Source organism: Pseudomonas chlororaphis, from assembly GCF_001921865.1.
GTDB classification, from domain to species: domain Bacteria; phylum Pseudomonadota; class Gammaproteobacteria; order Pseudomonadales; family Pseudomonadaceae; genus Aquipseudomonas; species Aquipseudomonas chlororaphis_D.
On the sequence record NZ_MSCT01000008.1, the window covers coordinates 140,748 to 158,047 of the forward strand.

The 17,300-nt window shown below is 66.0% G+C and carries 19 protein-coding genes; 13 read left to right on the forward strand and 6 right to left on the reverse strand.

From position 1 onward, the window contains the following. Positions 1-30 precede the first annotated feature (30 nt). From ccmA to BTN82_RS07905, 11 genes are all read left to right on the forward strand, one after another. The gene (gene ccmA / locus BTN82_RS07855) at positions 31-666 is read left to right on the forward strand and encodes a cytochrome c biogenesis heme-transporting ATPase CcmA (RefSeq protein ID WP_075118588.1); all 636 of its coding nucleotides are present in this window, start codon (positions 31-33) and stop codon (positions 664-666) included. Further along, entirely contained in the window at positions 663-1,331 is a 669-nt protein-coding gene (gene ccmB, locus BTN82_RS07860; RefSeq protein ID WP_075118589.1) for a heme exporter protein CcmB, read from the forward strand. The genes ccmA and ccmB overlap by 4 nt, the downstream gene beginning before the upstream one ends. Before the next feature lie 75 nt (positions 1,332-1,406). Continuing rightward, positions 1,407-2,162 carry a heme ABC transporter permease gene (locus tag BTN82_RS07865; RefSeq protein WP_075118590.1) on the forward strand — a complete coding sequence of 252 codons (756 nt, stop codon included), beginning with the start codon at positions 1,407-1,409 and terminating at the stop codon, positions 2,160-2,162. Beyond that, positions 2,159-2,335 carry a heme exporter protein CcmD gene (ccmD, locus tag BTN82_RS07870; protein ID WP_075118591.1) on the forward strand — a complete coding sequence of 59 codons (177 nt, stop codon included), beginning with the start codon at positions 2,159-2,161 and terminating at the stop codon, positions 2,333-2,335. The genes BTN82_RS07865 and ccmD overlap by 4 nt, the downstream gene beginning before the upstream one ends. Further along, positions 2,332-2,787, forward strand: coding sequence for a cytochrome c maturation protein CcmE (ccmE, locus tag BTN82_RS07875; RefSeq protein WP_075118592.1), 456 nt, complete (start codon positions 2,332-2,334; stop codon positions 2,785-2,787). The genes ccmD and ccmE overlap by 4 nt, the downstream gene beginning before the upstream one ends. A gap of 3 nt (positions 2,788-2,790) precedes the next feature. Further along, positions 2,791-4,779: a heme lyase CcmF/NrfE family subunit gene (locus BTN82_RS07880; protein WP_075118593.1), complete on the forward strand. Its 1,989-nt coding sequence runs from the start codon at positions 2,791-2,793 to the stop codon at positions 4,777-4,779. Beyond that, complete coding sequence (locus BTN82_RS07885) at positions 4,776-5,312, forward strand: DsbE family thiol:disulfide interchange protein (RefSeq protein ID WP_075118594.1); 537 nt, start codon at positions 4,776-4,778, stop codon at positions 5,310-5,312. The genes BTN82_RS07880 and BTN82_RS07885 overlap by 4 nt, the downstream gene beginning before the upstream one ends. Next, the gene (locus BTN82_RS07890; RefSeq protein ID WP_075118595.1) at positions 5,309-5,779 is read left to right on the forward strand and encodes a cytochrome c-type biogenesis protein; all 471 of its coding nucleotides are present in this window, start codon (positions 5,309-5,311) and stop codon (positions 5,777-5,779) included. The genes BTN82_RS07885 and BTN82_RS07890 overlap by 4 nt, the downstream gene beginning before the upstream one ends. Continuing rightward, entirely contained in the window at positions 5,776-6,978 is a 1,203-nt protein-coding gene (gene ccmI / locus BTN82_RS07895) for a c-type cytochrome biogenesis protein CcmI (RefSeq protein WP_075118596.1), read from the forward strand. The genes BTN82_RS07890 and ccmI overlap by 4 nt, the downstream gene beginning before the upstream one ends. Positions 6,979-6,989: 11 nt before the next feature. Then, positions 6,990-7,394, forward strand: a complete 405-nt coding sequence (locus tag BTN82_RS07900) for a hypothetical protein (protein WP_075118597.1) — start codon at positions 6,990-6,992, stop codon at positions 7,392-7,394. 100 nt (positions 7,395-7,494) lie between these two features. Next, positions 7,495-8,637, forward strand: coding sequence for a hypothetical protein (locus BTN82_RS07905; RefSeq protein ID WP_075118598.1), 1,143 nt, complete (start codon positions 7,495-7,497; stop codon positions 8,635-8,637). A gap of 27 nt (positions 8,638-8,664) precedes the next feature. Here the strand turns inward: BTN82_RS07905 and BTN82_RS07910 are convergent, their stop codons facing one another. After that, a complete protein-coding gene (locus BTN82_RS07910) occupies positions 8,665-9,873 on the reverse strand; it encodes an MFS transporter (protein WP_075118599.1) in 1,209 nt (402 codons plus the stop codon). A 303-nt stretch (positions 9,874-10,176) separates the two neighbouring features. Here BTN82_RS07910 and BTN82_RS07915 point away from each other — a divergent pair, with 303 nt between their 5' ends. Both BTN82_RS07915 and BTN82_RS07920 read left to right on the forward strand, forming a co-directional pair. Further along, positions 10,177-10,755 carry a DUF5666 domain-containing protein gene (locus BTN82_RS07915; RefSeq protein ID WP_148169493.1) on the forward strand — a complete coding sequence of 193 codons (579 nt, stop codon included), beginning with the start codon at positions 10,177-10,179 and terminating at the stop codon, positions 10,753-10,755. 103 nt (positions 10,756-10,858) lie between these two features. Continuing rightward, entirely contained in the window at positions 10,859-11,308 is a 450-nt protein-coding gene (locus BTN82_RS07920) for a RidA family protein (RefSeq protein WP_075118601.1), read from the forward strand. 132 nt (positions 11,309-11,440) lie between these two features. Here BTN82_RS07920 and BTN82_RS07925 read toward each other — a convergent pair whose 3' ends face one another. The 5 genes from BTN82_RS07925 to BTN82_RS07945 all read right to left on the reverse strand — a co-directional run bounded on the left by BTN82_RS07925 (position 11,441) and on the right by BTN82_RS07945 (position 17,139). Then, the gene (locus BTN82_RS07925) at positions 11,441-12,439 is read right to left on the reverse strand and encodes a sulfate ABC transporter substrate-binding protein (RefSeq protein WP_075118602.1); all 999 of its coding nucleotides are present in this window, start codon (positions 12,437-12,439) and stop codon (positions 11,441-11,443) included. 109 nt (positions 12,440-12,548) lie between these two features. Beyond that, positions 12,549-13,406 (reverse strand): ion transporter, encoded by an 858-nt coding sequence (locus tag BTN82_RS07930; RefSeq protein ID WP_075118603.1) that lies wholly within the window; start codon positions 13,404-13,406, stop codon positions 12,549-12,551. A 21-nt stretch (positions 13,407-13,427) separates the two neighbouring features. Then, the gene (locus tag BTN82_RS07935) at positions 13,428-14,360 is read right to left on the reverse strand and encodes an urea transporter (RefSeq protein ID WP_075118604.1); all 933 of its coding nucleotides are present in this window, start codon (positions 14,358-14,360) and stop codon (positions 13,428-13,430) included. A gap of 93 nt (positions 14,361-14,453) precedes the next feature. Continuing rightward, the gene (gene pyk, locus BTN82_RS07940) at positions 14,454-15,869 is read right to left on the reverse strand and encodes a pyruvate kinase (protein WP_075118605.1); all 1,416 of its coding nucleotides are present in this window, start codon (positions 15,867-15,869) and stop codon (positions 14,454-14,456) included. Further along, entirely contained in the window at positions 15,859-17,139 is a 1,281-nt protein-coding gene (locus BTN82_RS07945; RefSeq protein ID WP_075118606.1) for a glycerate kinase, read from the reverse strand. The genes pyk and BTN82_RS07945 overlap by 11 nt, the downstream gene beginning before the upstream one ends. Positions 17,140-17,300 lie beyond the last annotated feature (161 nt).

A 17,300-nucleotide genomic window follows, 5' to 3' on the forward strand; every position in this document is an offset into this window, starting at 1 on the left:
CCGACTTGAACCGTAAAGGCCCACGATCATTTGACCAGTCCTCTTCTAGAAGCCGTAGCGCTCGCCTGTGAGCGAGACCTGCGGCTGCTCTTCGAAAAGCTCGAACTGCGACTGGCCAGCGGCGACATGTTGCAGATCAGCGGCCCCAATGGCAGTGGCAAGACCAGCCTGCTGCGCCTGCTGGCGGGGCTGATGCAGCCGACCAGCGGCCAGGTGCTGCTCAATGGCCAACCGCTCCACGCGCAGCGCGCGGAGCTGGCGCGTAACCTGCTGTGGATCGGCCACGCGGCGGGCATCAAGGAATTGCTGAGCGCCGAGGAAAATCTCAGCTGGCTCTGCGCCTTGCATCGGCCTGCCGGGCGTGAGGCGATCTGGCAGGCGTTGGCCGCGGTCGGCTTGCGCGGTTTCGAGGACGTGCCTTGTCACACCCTGTCCGCCGGCCAGCAGCGCCGCGTCGCCCTGGCCCGCCTGTACCTGGACAGCCCGCCGCTGTGGATTCTCGACGAACCTTTCACCGCCCTGGACAAACAGGGCGTGGCGCAACTGGAAGAACACCTGGCCGGCCACTGCGAACGCGGCGGCATGGTGATCCTCACCACCCACCACACCCTCTGCCGCATGCCGGCCGGCTATCGCGACATCGACCTGGGGCATTGGGCCGTATGAGTGTTTTCGGACTGCTGGTTGCCCGCGAATCCCGGCTGCTGTTCCGCCGTCCCGCCGAACTGGCCAACCCGCTGGTATTTTTCGCCATCGTTGTCGCACTGTTCCCATTGGCGGTGGGCCCTGAGACACAATTGTTGCAAACCTTGTCTCCGGGGCTGGTCTGGGTAGCGGCCTTATTGTCGGTTTTGCTCTCGCTGGACGGGCTTTTTCGCAGTGATTTCGAGGACGGATCCTTGGAACAGTGGGTCCTTTCGTCGCACCCCCTGCCTCTTCTGGTTCTGGCCAAGGTACTGGCACACTGGGCCTTCAGCGGCCTGGCACTGGTATTGCTTGCGCCCTTGCTGGCATTGATGCTCGGCTTGCCTGCGGCCTGCCTGCCGGTGCTGCTGCTGTCCCTGCTGCTGGGCACGCCGGTGTTGAGCCTGCTGGGCGCGGTGGGCGCGGCGTTGACGGTAGGGCTCAAGCGCGGCGGCCTGTTGCTGGCGCTGCTGATTCTGCCCCTGTACATCCCGGTCTTGATTCTCGGCAGCGGCGCCTTGCAGGCGGCGTTGCAGGGCATGCCGGCGACCGGTTACCTGCTGTGGCTTGGAAGCCTGACCGCCCTGGCGGTAACCCTGACACCCTTTGCAATAGCGGCTGGCCTGAAGATCAGCGTCGGCGAATAATGAGGTCTGATCAAATTTTGATCAGTAAAGACCCTGGCTGTGCGTAACAGCGTGCGGCACCGTGATGGAAACAGTATGAACTGGACCTGGTTTCATAAGCTCGGCTCACCCAAGTGGTTCTACGGTATCAGCGGCAGGTTGCTGCCCTGGTTGAGTATCGCCGCCGTGTTGCTGATCGGTATCGGCGTGGTCTGGGGCCTGGCCTTCGCGCCCCCGGATTACCAGCAAGGCAACAGTTTTCGCATCATCTACATCCATGTGCCGACGGCCATGCTGGCGCAGTCTTGCTACGTGATGCTGGCGGTATGTGGCGTGGTGGGCCTGGTGTGGAAAATGAAACTGGCCGATGTCGCCCTGCAATGCGCCGCCCCCATCGGCGCCTGGATGACCGCCGTGGCGCTGGTCACCGGGGCCATCTGGGGCAAGCCGACCTGGGGTTCATGGTGGGTCTGGGACGCGCGCCTGACGTCCATGCTGATCCTGCTGTTCCTGTATTTCGGCCTGATCGCCCTGGGCAACGCCATCAGCAATCGCGAGAGCGCGGCCAAGGCCTGCGCGGTGCTGGCGATTGTCGGGGTGATCAATATCCCGATCATCAAGTACTCGGTGGAGTGGTGGAACACTCTGCACCAGGGCGCGACCTTCACCCTGACCGAAAAGCCGGCGATGCCCGCCGAGATGTGGCTGCCGCTGTTGCTGACGGCGCTGGGCTTCTACTGTTTCTTCGGCGCCGTGCTGTTGCTGCGCATGCGCCTTGAAGTGCTCAAGCGCGAAGCCCGCGCTAGCTGGGTCAAGGCGGAAATCCAAAGCAGCCTGGAGGCGGCACGATGAGTTTTGCGTCTTTCAGCGACTTCCTCGCCATGGGCCATCACGGCCTGTACGTCTGGTCGGCCTACGGCATCTGCCTGGCGGTGCTGGTCCTCAACGTCGCGGCGCCAGTGCTGGCCCGCAAGCGTTACCTGCAACAAGAGGCGCGTCGTCTGCGCCGGGAGAACAATCAGTGAATCCGCTGCGTAAAAAGCGTCTGTTGATCATCCTTGGCGTGCTGGTGGGCGTGGGCGTTGCCGTCGGCCTGGCGCTGAGCGCGCTGCAACAGAACATCAACCTGTTCTACACCCCGACCCAGATCGCCAACGGCGAAGCGCCGCAAGACACACGGATCCGCGCCGGCGGCATGGTCGAGAAGGGCTCGCTGCAACGTTCCGCGGATTCTTTGGACGTGCGTTTCGTGGTGACCGACTTCAACAAGGCCGTGACCATCACCTACCGCGGCATCCTTCCGGACCTGTTCCGCGAAGGCCAGGGCATCGTCGCCCTGGGCAAGCTCAACGCCGACGGCGTGGTGGTGGCTGACGAAGTGCTGGCCAAGCACGACGAGAAGTACATGCCGCCGGAAGTCACCAAGGCCTTGAAAGACAGCGGCCGGCCGATGCCGGCCCCGGCCAAGGAGGGTTGATCGATGACGTCCGCACTGTTCATTCCCGAGTTGGGCCACCTGGCAATGATCCTGGCCCTGTGTTTCGCCCTGGTCCAGGCCGTGGTGCCGTTGCTTGGCGCCTGGCGCGGCGACCGCCTGTGGATGAGCCTGGCGCAGCCCGCAGCCTGGGGCCAGTTCGCTTTTCTCGTCTTTGCCTTCGGCTGCCTGACCTACGCCTTCATGAGTGACGATTTCTCGGTCGCCTATGTCGCCAGCAACTCCAACAGCGCCTTGCCCTGGTACTACAAGTTCAGCGCGGTGTGGGGCGCCCACGAAGGCTCGTTGCTGCTCTGGGCGCTGATCCTCGGCGGCTGGACCTTCGCCGTATCGGTGTGCTCCCGGCAGTTGCCGCAAGTGATGCTGGCGCGCGTGCTGGCGGTGATGGGCATGATCAGCACGGGTTTCCTGCTGTTCCTGATCGTCACTTCCAACCCCTTCGCGCGGATTCTGCCGCAGGTTCCGGCGGACGGTCGCGACCTCAACCCGCTGCTGCAGGACATCGGCCTGATCGTCCATCCGCCGATGCTCTACATGGGCTATGTCGGTTTCTCCGTGGCCTTCGCCTTCGCCATCGCCGCCTTGCTCGGCGGTCGCCTGGACGCGGCCTGGGCACGCTGGTCGCGGCCCTGGACCATCGTCGCCTGGGCGTTCCTCGGCATCGGCATCACCCTCGGCTCCTGGTGGGCCTACTACGAACTCGGCTGGGGCGGTTGGTGGTTCTGGGACCCGGTGGAAAACGCCTCGTTCATGCCTTGGCTGGTGGGCACCGCGCTGATCCACTCGCTGGCGGTCACCGAGAAACGCGGCGTGTTCAAGAGCTGGACCGTGTTGCTGGCCATCGCCGCGTTCTCCCTGAGCCTGCTGGGAACCTTCCTGGTGCGTTCCGGGGTCCTGACCTCGGTGCATGCCTTCGCCTCGGACCCCGAGCGCGGCGTGTTCATCCTGTTCTTCCTGCTGTTCGTGGTCGGTGGTTCGCTGACCCTGTTCGCCCTGCGCGCGCCGGTGGTCAAGAGCCAGGTCGGCTTCAACCTGTGGTCGCGGGAAACCCTGCTGCTGGGCAACAACCTGGTGCTGGTGGTGGCGGCTTCGATGATCCTGCTGGGCACCCTGTACCCGCTAGTGCTGGACGCCCTGAGCGGGGCCAAGCTGTCGGTCGGCCCGCCGTATTTCAATGCGCTGTTCATCCCGCTGATGGCGCTGCTGATGGTGGTGATGGCGGTCGGCGTGGTGGTGCGCTGGAAAGACACCCCGGTCAAATGGCTGGTGAGCATGCTGGCCCCGGTGCTGCTGGGCAGCGTTGCGCTGGCGGTGGTGGCCGGTATCGCCTACGGCGATTTCAACTGGGCAGTGCTGGCGACCTTCCTGCTGGCGGCCTGGGTGCTGCTGGCCGGGGTCCGCGACATTCTCGACAAGACCCGCCACAAAGGCCTGATCAAGGGCCTGTCGGGCCTGACCCGCAGCTACTGGGGCATGCAGCTGGCGCATCTGGGCATCGCGGTCTGCGCCCTGGGCGTGGTGCTGTCGAGCCAGAACAGCGCCGAGCGCGACCTGCGCCTGGAGCCGGGCGAGTCCATGGAACTGGCCGGTTACCACTTCGTCTTCGAGGGCGCCAAGCATTTCGAGGGCCCCAACTTCACCTCCGACAAGGGCACGGTGCGGGTGATCCGCGACGGCCGCGAGGTCAGCGTGCTGCACCCGGAAAAACGCCTGTACACGGTGCAGAACTCGGTGATGACCGAGGCCGGGATCGACGCCGGTTTCACGCGTGATATTTACGTCGCCCTCGGCGAACCGCTGGGCGACGGTGCCTGGGCGGTGCGCGTGCACGTCAAGCCGTTCGTGCGCTGGATCTGGCTCGGCGGCCTGCTGACCGGGCTGGGCGGTTTGCTGGCGGCGCTGGACCGCCGTTATCGGGTCAAGGTGAAAACCCGGGTGCGCGAAGCCCTGGGCATGACAGGAGCCACTGCATGAGACGCTGGATAATGTTGTTGCCGCTGGCGCTGTTCCTGCTGGTGGCGGTGTTCCTCTACCGCGGGTTGTACCTGGACCCGGCCGAGTTGCCGTCGGCGATGATCGGCAAGCCGTTCCCCGAGTTCTCCCTGCCGTCGGTGCAGGGCGACAAGACCCTGACCCGTGCCGACCTGCTGGGCAAGCCGGCGCTGGTCAACGTCTGGGGCACCTGGTGCATTTCCTGCCGGGTCGAGCACCCGGTGCTGAACAAGCTGGCGCAGCAGGGCGTGACGATCTACGGCGTCAACTACAAGGACGTCAACGCCGACGCCCTGAAGTGGCTGGCCGAGTTCCACAACCCCTACCAGCTGGATATCCGCGACGAGGAGGGCACCCTGGGCCTGAACCTCGGCGTGTACGGCGCCCCGGAAACCTTCTTCATCGACGCCAAGGGCATCATCCGCGACAAGTACGTCGGGGTGATCGACGAAACCGTCTGGCGCGAGCAACTGGCCGCCAAGTACCAGGCCCTGGCCGACGAGGCCCAGCCATGAAGCGCTGGCTGGCGGCGGCCGTGCTCGGCCTGAGCATGGCCGGCGTGGTCCACGCCGCGATCGATACCTACGAGTTCGCCAACGACGCCGAGCGCGAGCGTTTCCACGAGCTGACCAAAGAGCTGCGTTGCCCCAAGTGCCAGAACCAGGACATCGCCGACTCCAATGCGCCGATTGCCGCGGACCTGCGCAAAGAGATCTTCCGCATGCTCGGCGAGGGCAAGGACAACCAGCAGATCATCGACTTCATGGTCGATCGGTATGGCGACTTCGTGCGCTACAAGCCGGCCCTGACCGGCAAGACCGCCTTGCTCTGGTTCGGCCCTGCCGGCTTGCTGCTGGGCGGGGTGGTGATCATTGCCGTGATCGTCCGGCGTCGGCGCGTCCAGCGCAGCGACAGCCCGAGCACGCTTTCCGTCGATGAGCGCCAGCGCCTCGACCAACTGTTGGATAAAAACCACGAATGATTGATTTCTGGCTCGCTGCAGGCCTGCTGCTCCTGGCAGCCCTGAGTTTTCTGCTGATCCCGGTTCTACGCGGCCGCCGTGCCCAGCGTGAAGAGGATCGTACCGCGCTGAACGTGGCGCTCTACCAAGAACGCGTGGCCGAGCTGCAAGGCCAGCAGGCCGAGGGTGTGCTCAGCGCCGAGCAGCTGGACAGCGGCCGCGCCGAAGCCGCGCGCGAACTGCTGGCCGACACCGAGGGCGCGGAACAGGCTGGGGTATCGCGCCTGGGCAAGCCGCTGCCGCTGCTGGCAGCGCTGCTGGTGCCGGTCCTGGGCCTGGCGCTGTACCTGCATTTCGGTGCCAGCGACAAGGTCGAGTTGACCCGCGAATTCGCCCAGGCCCCGCAGTCCATGGAGGAGATGACCCGTCGTCTCGAACGCGCGGTGGCGGCCCAGCCGGATTCCGCCGAGGGCCTGTATTTCCTCGGTCGTACCTACATGGCCCAGGAGCGTCCGGCGGACGCGGCGAAGATCTTCGAGCGTACGGTGGCCCTGGCCGGTCGCCAGCCGGAACTGCTCGGCCAGTGGGCGCAGGCGCAGTACTTCGCCGACAACAAGCAGTGGTCGGACAAGGTCCAGGCCCTGACCGACGAGGCGCTGAAAGCCGATCCGAAGGAAGTCACCAGTCTCGGCCTGCTGGGGATCGCCGCCTTCGAAGGTGAGCGTTACCAGCAAGCCATCGATTACTGGAACCGCCTGTTGGCGCAGTTGCCGGCGGACGACAACTCCCGCGCCGCGCTGCAGGGCGGCATCGACCGGGCAACCGAGAAGTTGCTGGCCAGCGGCGGTAAGGTGGCCCAGGCTCCGGCGGCCAAGGCCGCCGCGCTGCTCAAGGTCCGGGTCGACCTGGCCGCCGAGCTGCAAGCCAAGGTGCAGCCGGGCGACAGCGTGTTCATCTTTGCCCGCGCCACGTCCGGTCCGCCGGCGCCGCTGGCGGCCAAGCGCCTGACCGTGGCCGACTTGCCGGCGACCGTCGAGCTGGGCGATGCCGACGCGATGATGCCGCAGTTGAAACTGTCGAACTTCCCGGAAGTCCAACTGGTTGCGCGCATTTCCCGCGCCGGCCAGCCGACGGCCGGCGAGTGGGTCGGACGCAGCCAGCCCCTGGCCAGCAGCACCACCGCGGCGCAACAACTGACCATCGACAGCCCGGATAAATAAGAGAAACCGCCATGACCGCCATCGCTCGCATCGCCCTGTTAACGCTGGTCCTGGGGTTGAGCGCTTGTGCGGTCCAGCGACCGACGCCGCCCGGGGCGCCGCCACCGATCCCGCCTGCGCAGCCCGGCACCCAGCCGGCACCGCCCAGCAGCCCGGGCAAACCTTCCGCGCCGATCAAGCCGGCCAAGCCGCTGCCGCGCACCTCCGCCAGCTTCGCCCCGCCGCCGGGGGGCAACAGCCATTGGGATGCACGCCTGGGGGTGTATGTCCTGGACGACCAGGACAACACCTTCTACCGCCAGCGCACCTATTACCGCTGGAATAACGGCTGGAGCCGTTCCATCAGCCCGAGCGGGCCGTGGGAAGAGACCGATATCCACGGCGTGCCCTCGGGCCTGGGGCGCCAGTTCCAGTAAGCGGCTACCGCTGAGCGGGCTGGGCCCGCGGGCGGTTCAAGCAGCCGGTTGGATGGCCGATACACCGGGGTGTTCCTGAGTATCACCCTCCGAGCGCCCGATGAAAAAAAGCCTGAACAAACCCTATTTCGCGCCCATGGTGTCGTGGCTCTGCGTTTTCGCTGTCCTGCTCTTTGTGCACGGTTTCGCCAATGTCGAAGTCCCGCAACTGATCTACCTGTCCCTGACGCCAGCGTGCCTGCTGGTGCTGTTTCTCTTCCTTTATTACTTCTTCTGCTGGAGCCTGATCTCGGTGTTCCGCCTGGGCGAGATCGGCTGGAAGCGCGTGGACTACGGCTGGCTGCTGCTGGCGTCACTGGCGCTGATCGGCGAGACCCAGAGCGTGCGGACCGAATGGTTCCAGAGCGACTACCGGTTGGCCGAGTCCCATGAAGCCGCGACCCAGCGCCGTATCAAGGCGGAGATCGACGACCTGCTGGGCCCGGAGCAATGCCGCGCCGCGGCGACAGCCTACGGCGCTGCGGATGGAGGACAGCTGAAGCAACTCTGCCAGCGTTTTGCCGCGCTGGAGCGAACGGCGGACGGCAAGCTGACGGTGCTCTCGGTGGGAACGGTGATACAGGCATTGGACGAACTGCGTGCCGGGTATTCGGCGCCGCCCGTGCTGGCCTGGCTCGATCAGCTCGGGAAGACCCTTGGCGACCTGGCGCAGGCCCGTAAAGAGGTGCACAGGCTGTACCAGCTGACCCGCGCCAGCAACGCCGAGACGGTCTATCGCTACTTCGTTCCGGTACTGCTGGTCTTCGCCCTGGCGCTGCGGGCGTCGAAGGTCACCGGCGAAGTGCTGCTCAAGGCGCCGCGTAAACGCAAGATGTGGCTGATCGTCAACCGGCGCATGGTGATCGACGGCCTGGGGTTTGTCCGCGGTGCCCGTAGCCGCTTCGACGAAGCGCTGCGCAACTGGCGCGTGGCCAAGTGGGGCGTGGTACACCTGGAGTGCCCGTTCCTGCCCGAGGTCAGCGCCCAGGACACCCGCGTCGCGGTGACCCCCGGCTTCTATGAAAACGAGTTCCGGCTGGCCTCGGTCGACGCGTTCGAGCAGTGCGGTTTTGTCCAGTGGGCAGCCAGCCAGTCGATCGAAACCCTGTACCTGGTGGGCGAGACCGACCTGGCGCTGATCGAGCGGGTGCGCCAGTGGGGCGAGACGGCCAAGGTCGAAGTGCTAGTGCGCGAGCGCATCTGACTCAGGCCGCGCCGTCGCCCCCTCGATTCAGGCCGTGGCCGGCAGCGCCTTGCGCGAGCTGCCGAGAAAACGCAGCAGGGCCAGCAACGGCAGGGCGCTGCCGAGGCCGACGACTCCCAGCCAGCCGGCGTGCTCGTACACCGCGCTGGCAATCGACGAGCCCAGGGCGCCGCCGATGAAGATGCTGGTCATGTACAGCGCGTTCAGGCGCCCGCGGCTATGGGCATCGAGGGCGTAGACCGCGCGCTGGCCGAGGACCATGTTCATCTGCACGCAGAAATCCAGGACCACGCCGGTCACCGCCAGGCCGACGACGCTGTAGGCGGGGTGAATAAAGGCCGGCAGAAAACTCACCGCGGCGAACAGCATGGCCAGCAACGAGGCGATCCGGGTGTGGCCGGCATCCGCCAGGCGCCCGCTGATGGGCGCGGCGATGGCGCCGATGGCGCCCACCAGGGCGAACAGGGCGATCTGGCTTTGCGACAGGCCGTGATTGCGCGCCAGCTCCAGCGGCACCGCGGTCCAGAACAGGCTGAAGGTGGCGAACATGCAGGCCTGGTAGAACGCGCGCTGGCGCAACACCGGTTGCTGGCGCAGGAGGCTGCCCAGGGAGCGCAGCAACTGGAAGTAGGTAGCGTTGTGAGCGGGCTGGCGCTTGGGCACGGTCAGCAGCAGGACCACGCTGATGGCGGCCATCAGCACCGCGGCGGCGATAAACATTGCCCGCCAGCCGAAGTGGTCGGCGACCACGCTGGACACCGGGCGCGCCAGGAGAATACCCAGCAGCAGGCCGCCCATGATCCCGCCGACCACCCGGCCACGGGACTCTTCCGGGGTCAGGTGCGCGGCCAGGGGAATCAGGATCTGCACTGATACCGAACTGAAACCGATCAGCAGCGAGACCAACAGGAACGCGTTGGGCTGCTCGGTGAAGGCTGCGCCCAGCAGGCTGGCGATGGCCACCAGGCTGGTCAGTATCGTCAGCCGGCGGTTTTCCAGCAGGTCGCCCAGGGGCACCAGGAAAAACAGGCCCAGGGCGTAGCCGATCTGGGTCAGGGACACGATCAGGCTGGCCATGGTGCTGCTCAGGCCGATGTCCGGGGCGATCAGCTCGATGATCGGCTGGGCGTAGTAGATATTGGCGACGATGGCGCCACAGCAGAAGGCGAACAGCAGCACCATGCCGCGGGTCATGGTCGCGGTGGCGTTGTGCAGCGCTTGCGGGGTGGAAGTCATGGTGATTCTCTTGGCGGCCAAAGGGCTGGGCGCACGTGCGGAGGTCGCGCCTGTTTGGGTCGGGGGGCGGGCAGCGAAGGTATTCATCGTGCCGAGGAACGAATGCCTGGAAAGGCCGTGAAGCGTGTTGGAATAAGGCGCCGGGCAGTGCGTCCGATGATACATTTACTTACATCTGTTCGGTAGCGTGCTCATGTTCCCGGCTGTTTTGCGCCGCCGCCTTTCAACCTTCCAGCACAGGACACCGCCTTTATGAATCTGTTGTTCGATCGCCTGCGTTGTGCGACCCGCTTCGCCGCCCTGATGACACTGATGGCCGTGGGCGTTGCCCAGGCCCAGGACGCTCCCGGCATGCGGATTGGTGTGCGCGGGGAAATCACCAGCCTCGCCGGCGACGCTGTGCGGGTGCATGTCAACAGCGGCGAGAACGTCACCATCAACCTCACGCCGCAGACCCAGGTGCGCGCCGTGAGCCTGGCCAATATCGAGGACATCAAGCCCGGCAGCTACATCGGTTCGGCCGCGGTGCCGCAGGCCGACGGCAGCCTCAAGGCGCTGGAGGTGCATGTGTTCCCGCCGCAGATGGCCGGTACCGGCGACGGCCATCGGCCCTTCGACCTGGTCAAGGGCAGCAGCATGACCAACGGCAGCGTCGGCGACCTGGTGGTGAGCAACGGCCGTACCCTGACCGTCAATTACAAGGGCGGCCAGCAGAAGATCCTGGTGCCGGACGACGTGCCTATCGTCAACCTGGCCCCGGGCGATCGCAGCCTGCTCAAGGCCGGGGTCAAGGTGGTGATGTTCGTGTCCCAGAGCGCCGACGGCACGCTTACCGCGCAGTCGATCTCCGCGGGCAAGGACGGGGTGACGCCGCCGATGTAGCGACTGGCTGTTACGTTGCCGGGTGTTTCAACGGCTGGGTTTCGGTGGCCTTGGGCGGGGGCTTGGTTTAGGGTTTGCGGTCGTCTATCGCAGCGGAGCTCCCATGCCTAAGTCAGTCTTCAATCCGCCCAGTGTCTTCAATTCCCTGCAGTACGGTTTCAGCCAGGCCGTCGAGGTGCGCGGCGGGCGGCGCCTGCTGTTGTCCGGCCAGGTGGGCGTCGATGAGCGTGAGGTCTGTGTCGGCCCCGGGTTGCGCGAGCAGGCCGAGCGCAGCGTCGACAATATCGCCCGGGTGCTGGCGGCGGCGGGCGGCGAGTTGAGCCATGTGGTGATGCTGCGGATCTACATCGCCGAAGCGGTGCGCGACCAGCAGGAACAGATCAGCCAGGTGCTGTTACAGCGCTTTCCCCAGCAGCCGCCGGCTTCTTCATGGATCGTCGTCAGCGGTTTGTCGTTGCCTGAATGGGTGATCGAGATCGAAGCCGAGGCCATGCTGCCGGAGCTGGACCAGGCCGGGAAGGCGGTGCTGTTCGAGGCCGCGGCGGGGCTCTAGATTCTTCACGCGCAAAAAACTGTAGCCGCTGCCGCAGGCTGCGATCGACTCCGAAGGAGGCGCTGTTTTTACCAGCGCTGAAGGTCCTTCGGCCCTTTTCGCAGCCTGCGGCAGCGGCTACAGGGTTGGCGGTTACTTCCCGCTGTAGATCTGGTCGAAGATCCCGCCGTCGTTGAAGTGGGTCTTCTGCACGGTGCGCCAGTCGCCGAAGGTTTTTTCCACCGACAGGAAATCGACTTTCGGGAAACGGTCGGTGTACTTGGCCAGCACTTTCGGGTCCCGCGGGCGCAGGTAGTTATTGGCGGCGATTTCCTGGCCTTCGGGCGACCACAGGTACTTCAGGTATTCCTCGGCCGCGGCGCGCGAGCCTTTCTTGTCGACCACCTTGTCCACCACCGACACCGGCGGCTCGGCTTCGGCGGACACGCTCGGGTAGATGACTTCGAACTGATCGCGGCCGAATTCGCGGGCGATCATTTCCGCCTCGTTCTCGAAGGTCACCAGCACGTCGCCGATCTGGTTGGTCATGAAGGTGGTGGTGGCGGCGCGGCCACCGGTGTCGAGCACCGGCGCCTGCTTGAACAGCTTGCCGACGAAGTCCTTGGCCTTGTTTTCGTCGCCGCCGTTCTTCAGCACATAACCCCAGGCCGAGAGGTAGGTGTAGCGGCCGTTACCCGAGGTCTTGGGGTTGGGGACTATCACCTGGACGCCGTCCTTGAGCAGGTCCGGCCAGTCTTTCAGGGCCTTGGGGTTGCCCTTGCGCACGATGAACACGGTGGCGGAAGTGAAGGGCGCGCTGTTGTCCGGCAGGCGGGTGACCCAGTTGTCCGGCACCAGCTTGCCGTTGTCGGCCAGGGCGTTGATGTCGGTGGCCATGTTCATGGTGATGACGTCGGCCGGCAGGCCGTCGATCACCGAGCGCGCCTGTTTGCTGGAGCCGCCGAAGGACATCTGCAGGGTGATGTTCTCCTTGTGCTCGGCCTGCCAGTGTTTCTGGAAGGCACTGTTGTAGTCCTTGTAGAAGTCTCGCATCACGTCGTAGGACACGTTGAGCAGGGTCGGGGCGGCCTGGGCGACGCTGCCCAGTGCCAGGCCGGCGGCCAGGAGAGAGGCGCTAACGAGTTTTTTCACTGCACATTCCTTTTTGTTGAGAGTGACGTATTCGAGAGTGAAGGCATTTTGCCGCCGACTATAGCCGGGGCGGTATATCTCTTTAAAGATTAAAAAATGCTTTGCTTATTCAGTTTTCCTGCACCACTTTCGGGAACAGCGCATTGCCGCAACGCGAGCAAAAGGCCGCGCCGTGTTCGTGGTGATTCTTGCTGCACACCGGGCAGTCGTGCTTGAGCTGTTCGCCGCGCAGGGCGTTGGCCAGCTCCGCGGTGAAGATCCCGGTGGGCACGGCGATGATCGAGTAGCCGGTGATCATCACCATCGACGAAATGATTTGCCCGATCACGGTCTTGGGCACGATGTCGCCGTAGCCGACGGTGGTCAGGGTGACGATAGCCCAATAGATGCCCTTGGGAATGCTGGTGAAGCCGTGTTCCGGGCCTTCGACCACATACATCAGGGTGCCGAACACCGTCACCAGGGTGCAGACGCTGAGCAGGAACACCAGGATCTTCTGCTTGCTGCCGCGCAGCGCGTCGAGCAGGTAGTGGGCCTGCTTGAGGTAGGGGCCGAGCTTGAGTACGCGGAAGATGCGCAGCATGCGGATCACCCGGATGATCAACAGGTACTGGGCGTCGCTGTAATACAGGGCGAGGATCCCCGGGACGATGGCCAGCAGGTCCACCAGCCCGTAGAAACTGAAGGCATAGCGCAGCGGCTTGGGCGAGCAGTACAGGCGCAGGCCGTATTCGATGGCGAAGATCAGGGTAAAACCCCATTCGATATAGGCCAGCACATTGGCGTAGTTCTGATGCACCTCGTCGATGCTGTCGAGGATCACGATCACCAGGCTGGCGAGGATGATCAGCAGCAGGATGCTGTCGAAGCGCCGACCGGCCACGGTGTCGGTCTGGAAAATCATGACGTAGAGGCGCTCGCGCCAGTGCGGGGTGCTGGCCGTGTCGCTGCCCGGGGTGTTGTCCATGTGTCTCGCCTGAATCGAAGGTCAGCGAAGCCTAGGGGGATTGGCCCCGGTAGCGCAAGGCGCGCTGTCCGCGGCGGCCTGGCGCAGTACCCGGGCGGTGGCGCGGACTAGCCAGCAGGCGAGGATGAACGGCGCGGTGAGGACTGGCAGGCCCAGCGCGGCGAAGCCCGGCGTCAGCAGCAGCGCCAGGAGCATGCCCGGTAGCGCCAGCCAGGGCCGGCGCCGCTCCTGGCCCAGCGCCAGGGCCACCAGCGCGCAGTTGTAGCCGCCCAGGCCCAGCAGGGCACTGGCGCTTTCCTGATGCCACCAGGCAAAGCCCAGGCCCAGCGCCGAGCCGGCCAGCGCCCAGGCCGCGGTCCGGCGGTCGGCCAGCAGCAAGCCGCAGGCGATCAGCACCCCGGCCAGCGGGTGTTCGAGGAACATCACCTGGCCCAGGCCCCGGACCCATGCCAGCAACAAGCCCACGGCATCCGGCGCGCCCCAGGGGCCGATCGCGGGCGCGGCACTGGCCGGCAGCGGCGCGGCCAGGCTCAGCAACAGCCAGCCGAGGCCGACGAAAGGCGCGGTGTAGGCCGGCAGGCCATGTGGGGCGCGGGCGCGCTTGAGCCATTGCTGGGTGAGGATCGCGCTGACCCCGCCGCAGGCGATGATCAACGGCGGCAGCAGCGCCGACCAGTCGAACCGCAGGCTCAGCAGCAGGCCGAGCAGGACCCCGTTGTAGCTGAACAGCCCGGCCTGGCGGTCGGCCTTGGCATACCCCCGGCGCTGTGCGGTCAGCAACCCGGCCACGCCGCCCAGCAGCGCGCCGCCGAGCAGCGCCGGGGCTGTGAAGAGAATGGCCAGCAGGCACAGCAGGCCGCACAGCGGATGGCGCTGGAGGAAGATCTGGCTGAAGCCGTTGAGCAGGGCGGTGGCCCAGTCGGGGCAGTAGGCGTTGAAGTGTTCTGAGGGCATGAGGGTCGGTTCTTGTAGCCGCTGCGCCTGATCGCGTAGCGGCCGTCAATCAGGCGGTGCCGTGTTGGGGTCTTGACCGCTGCGCGATGGGGCTCAGATCAGGGTTTCGATGCGCAGCGAGTTGGTCGAGCCCGGCTGGCCGAACGGCACGCCCGCGGTGATCAACAGGGTGTCGCCACGCTTGGCCATGCCTTGCGCCTGGGCGATTTCCAGGGCGGTGGAGCAGACCTCGTCGACCTGGCGCAGGCGATCGTTGACCACCGAGTGCACGCCCCAGGCCACCGTCAGGCGCCGCGCGGTGGACAGGTTCGGCGTCAGGTTGAGGATCGGCACCGTCGGCCGCTCCCGCGCCGCGCGCAGGCTGGAACTGCCGGACTCGCTGTAGTTCACCAGCACAGCCACCGGCAGGATGCTGCTGATGCGCCGGATCGCGCAGCTGATGGCGTCCGACACCGTGGCTTCGGCCTGGGGCCGGCTGACGTCGAGCTGGGTCTGGTAGTCCGGGCCGCTTTCCACCTGGCGGATGATCTTGCTCATCATCTGCACCGCTTCCAGCGGGTATTCGCCGGACGCGGTTTCCGCCGAGAGCATCACCGCGTCGGCGCCTTCGGCCACGGCGTTGGCCACGTCGGTGACCTCGGCCCGGGTCGGGGCGGGGGAGAAGCGCATGGATTCGAGCATCTGCGTAGCCACCACCACCGGTTTACCCAGCTGGCGGCAGGTGCCGATGATGTTCTTCTGGATCTGCGGCACGCTTTCGGCGGGCACTTCCACCCCCAGGTCGCCGCGGGCCACCATGATCGCGTCGCTCAGATCGGCGATCTCGCGCAGTTGGGTCACCGCCGAGGGTTTCTCGATCTTGGCCATCAAAAAGGCCTTGTCGCCGATCAGCGCGCGGGCCTCGCGAATGTCCTCGGGGCGCTGCACGAACGACAGGGCAACCCAGTCCACCCCCAGCTCCAGGCCGAACTCCAGGTCGCGGCGGTCCTTGGCGGTCAGCGGGCTGAGGTCGAGTACTGCCTGCGGGACGTTGACGCCCTTGCGGTCCGACAGCTCGCCGCCGTTGAGCACCGTGGTGTCGATGGCGTCGGCGTGCTTGGCGGTCACCCGCAGGCGCAGCTTGCCGTCGTCCAGCAGCAGGTCCATGCCCGGCTCCAGGGCCGCGATGATTTCCGGGTGGGGCAGGTTGACCCGGCGCGGGTCGCCCGGGGTGGCGTCCAGGTCCAGGCGCAGGGCCTGGCCGCGATGCAGTTGGACCTTGCCCTCGGCGAACTTGCCGACCCGCAGTTTCGGGCCTTGCAGGTCCATCAGGATGCCCAGCGGGTAGTTCAGCTGTTTTTCCACTTCGCGAATCCACTGGTAACGCTGGGCGTGGTCGGCGTGGTCGCCATGGCTGAAGTTGAGGCGAAAGATGTTCACCCCGGCCTGCACCAGTTCGCGGATATCGTCGATGCCGTCGATGGCCGGGCCGAGGGTGGCGAGGATTTTGACCTTTTTGTCAGGCGTCATGTTTGGGGCTCTCGAGGATCAGGATGGCGCGGAAGTCGTTGACGTTGGTGCGGGTCGGCTCGGTGACGATCAACCCGTCCAGGGCCGCGAAGTAGCCATAGCCGTTGTTGTTGTCCAGCTCGTCGCTGGCGCTCAGGCCCAGGGCGGCGGCGCGGGCGTAGCTGTCCGGGGTCATCAGGGCGCCGGCATTGTCTTCGGAACCGTCGATGCCGTCGGTATCGCCGGCCAGGGCATAGACCCCCGGCAGGCCCTTGAGGCTGTCGGTCAGGCTCAGGAGGAACTCGGCGTTGCGCCCGCCGCGGCCATTGCCGCGCACGGTGACCGTGGTTTCGCCGCCGGAGAGGATCACGCAAGGCGCGGCCAGCGGCTGGCCATGCAGCACCACTTGGCGGGCGATACCGGCGTGGACCTTGGCCACCTCTCGGGATTCGCCCTCCAGGTCGCCGAGGATCAGCGGGCTGAAACCGGCCTGGCGGGCTTTTACCGCGGCGGCTTCCAGCGACTGTTGCGGCCGGGCGATCAACTGGAAGTGGCTGCGGGCCAGGCTCGGGTCGCCGGGCTTGACGGTTTCCGATTCCGGGCTTTGCAGCCAGTTGCGCACCGCCACCGGCACGTCGATGGCGTAGCGCTTGAGGATCGCCAACGCCTCGGCCGAGGTGCTGGGGTCGGCCACCGTGGGGCCGGAGGCGATGACCGTGGCCAGGTCGCCCGGTACGTCGGAAATCGCGTAGGTGTAGACGCTGGCCGGCCAGCAGGCCTTGGCCAGGCGGCCGCCCTTGATCGCCGAGAGGTGCTTGCGCACGCAGTTCATCTCGCCGATGGTGGCGCCGGATTTGAGCAGGGCCTTGTTGATCGACTGCTTGTCCGCCAGGGTGATGCCCGCGGCGGGCAGGGCCAGCAGGGCGGAACCGCCGCCGGACAACAGGAAGATCACCCGGTCCTGTTCCGACAGGTCGCTGACCAGCTCCAGCACGCGCCTGGCCACGGCCAGGCCGGCGGCGTCGGGCACGGGATGAGCGGCTTCGACCACTTCGATTTTCTCGCAGGGCGCGCCGTGGCCGTAGCGGGTGACGACCAGGCCGCTGACCTCGCCCTGCCAGCAGCGCTCGACCACCTGGGCCATGGCCGCGGCGGCCTTACCGGCACCGATGACGATCACCCGGCCGCTGCGGTCGCTGGGCAAGTGGGCTTCGAGGACTTGTTGCGGGTGGGCGGCGTCGATGGCTGTGGCGAACAGCTCACGGAGGAATTGTTGCGGATCGACCGGCATGGCGGGCTCCCGGGATTCTTGTTATTTGAGGTGTTGTCGTAACGCAATCTGTAGCCGCTGCCGCAGGCTGCGATCGCCTGCGAAGCGGGCGTGCTCCTTCGCATCGCTGGAAGGTTCTTCGAACCTTGGCGCAGCCTGCGGCAGCGGCTACAGGGGATTTC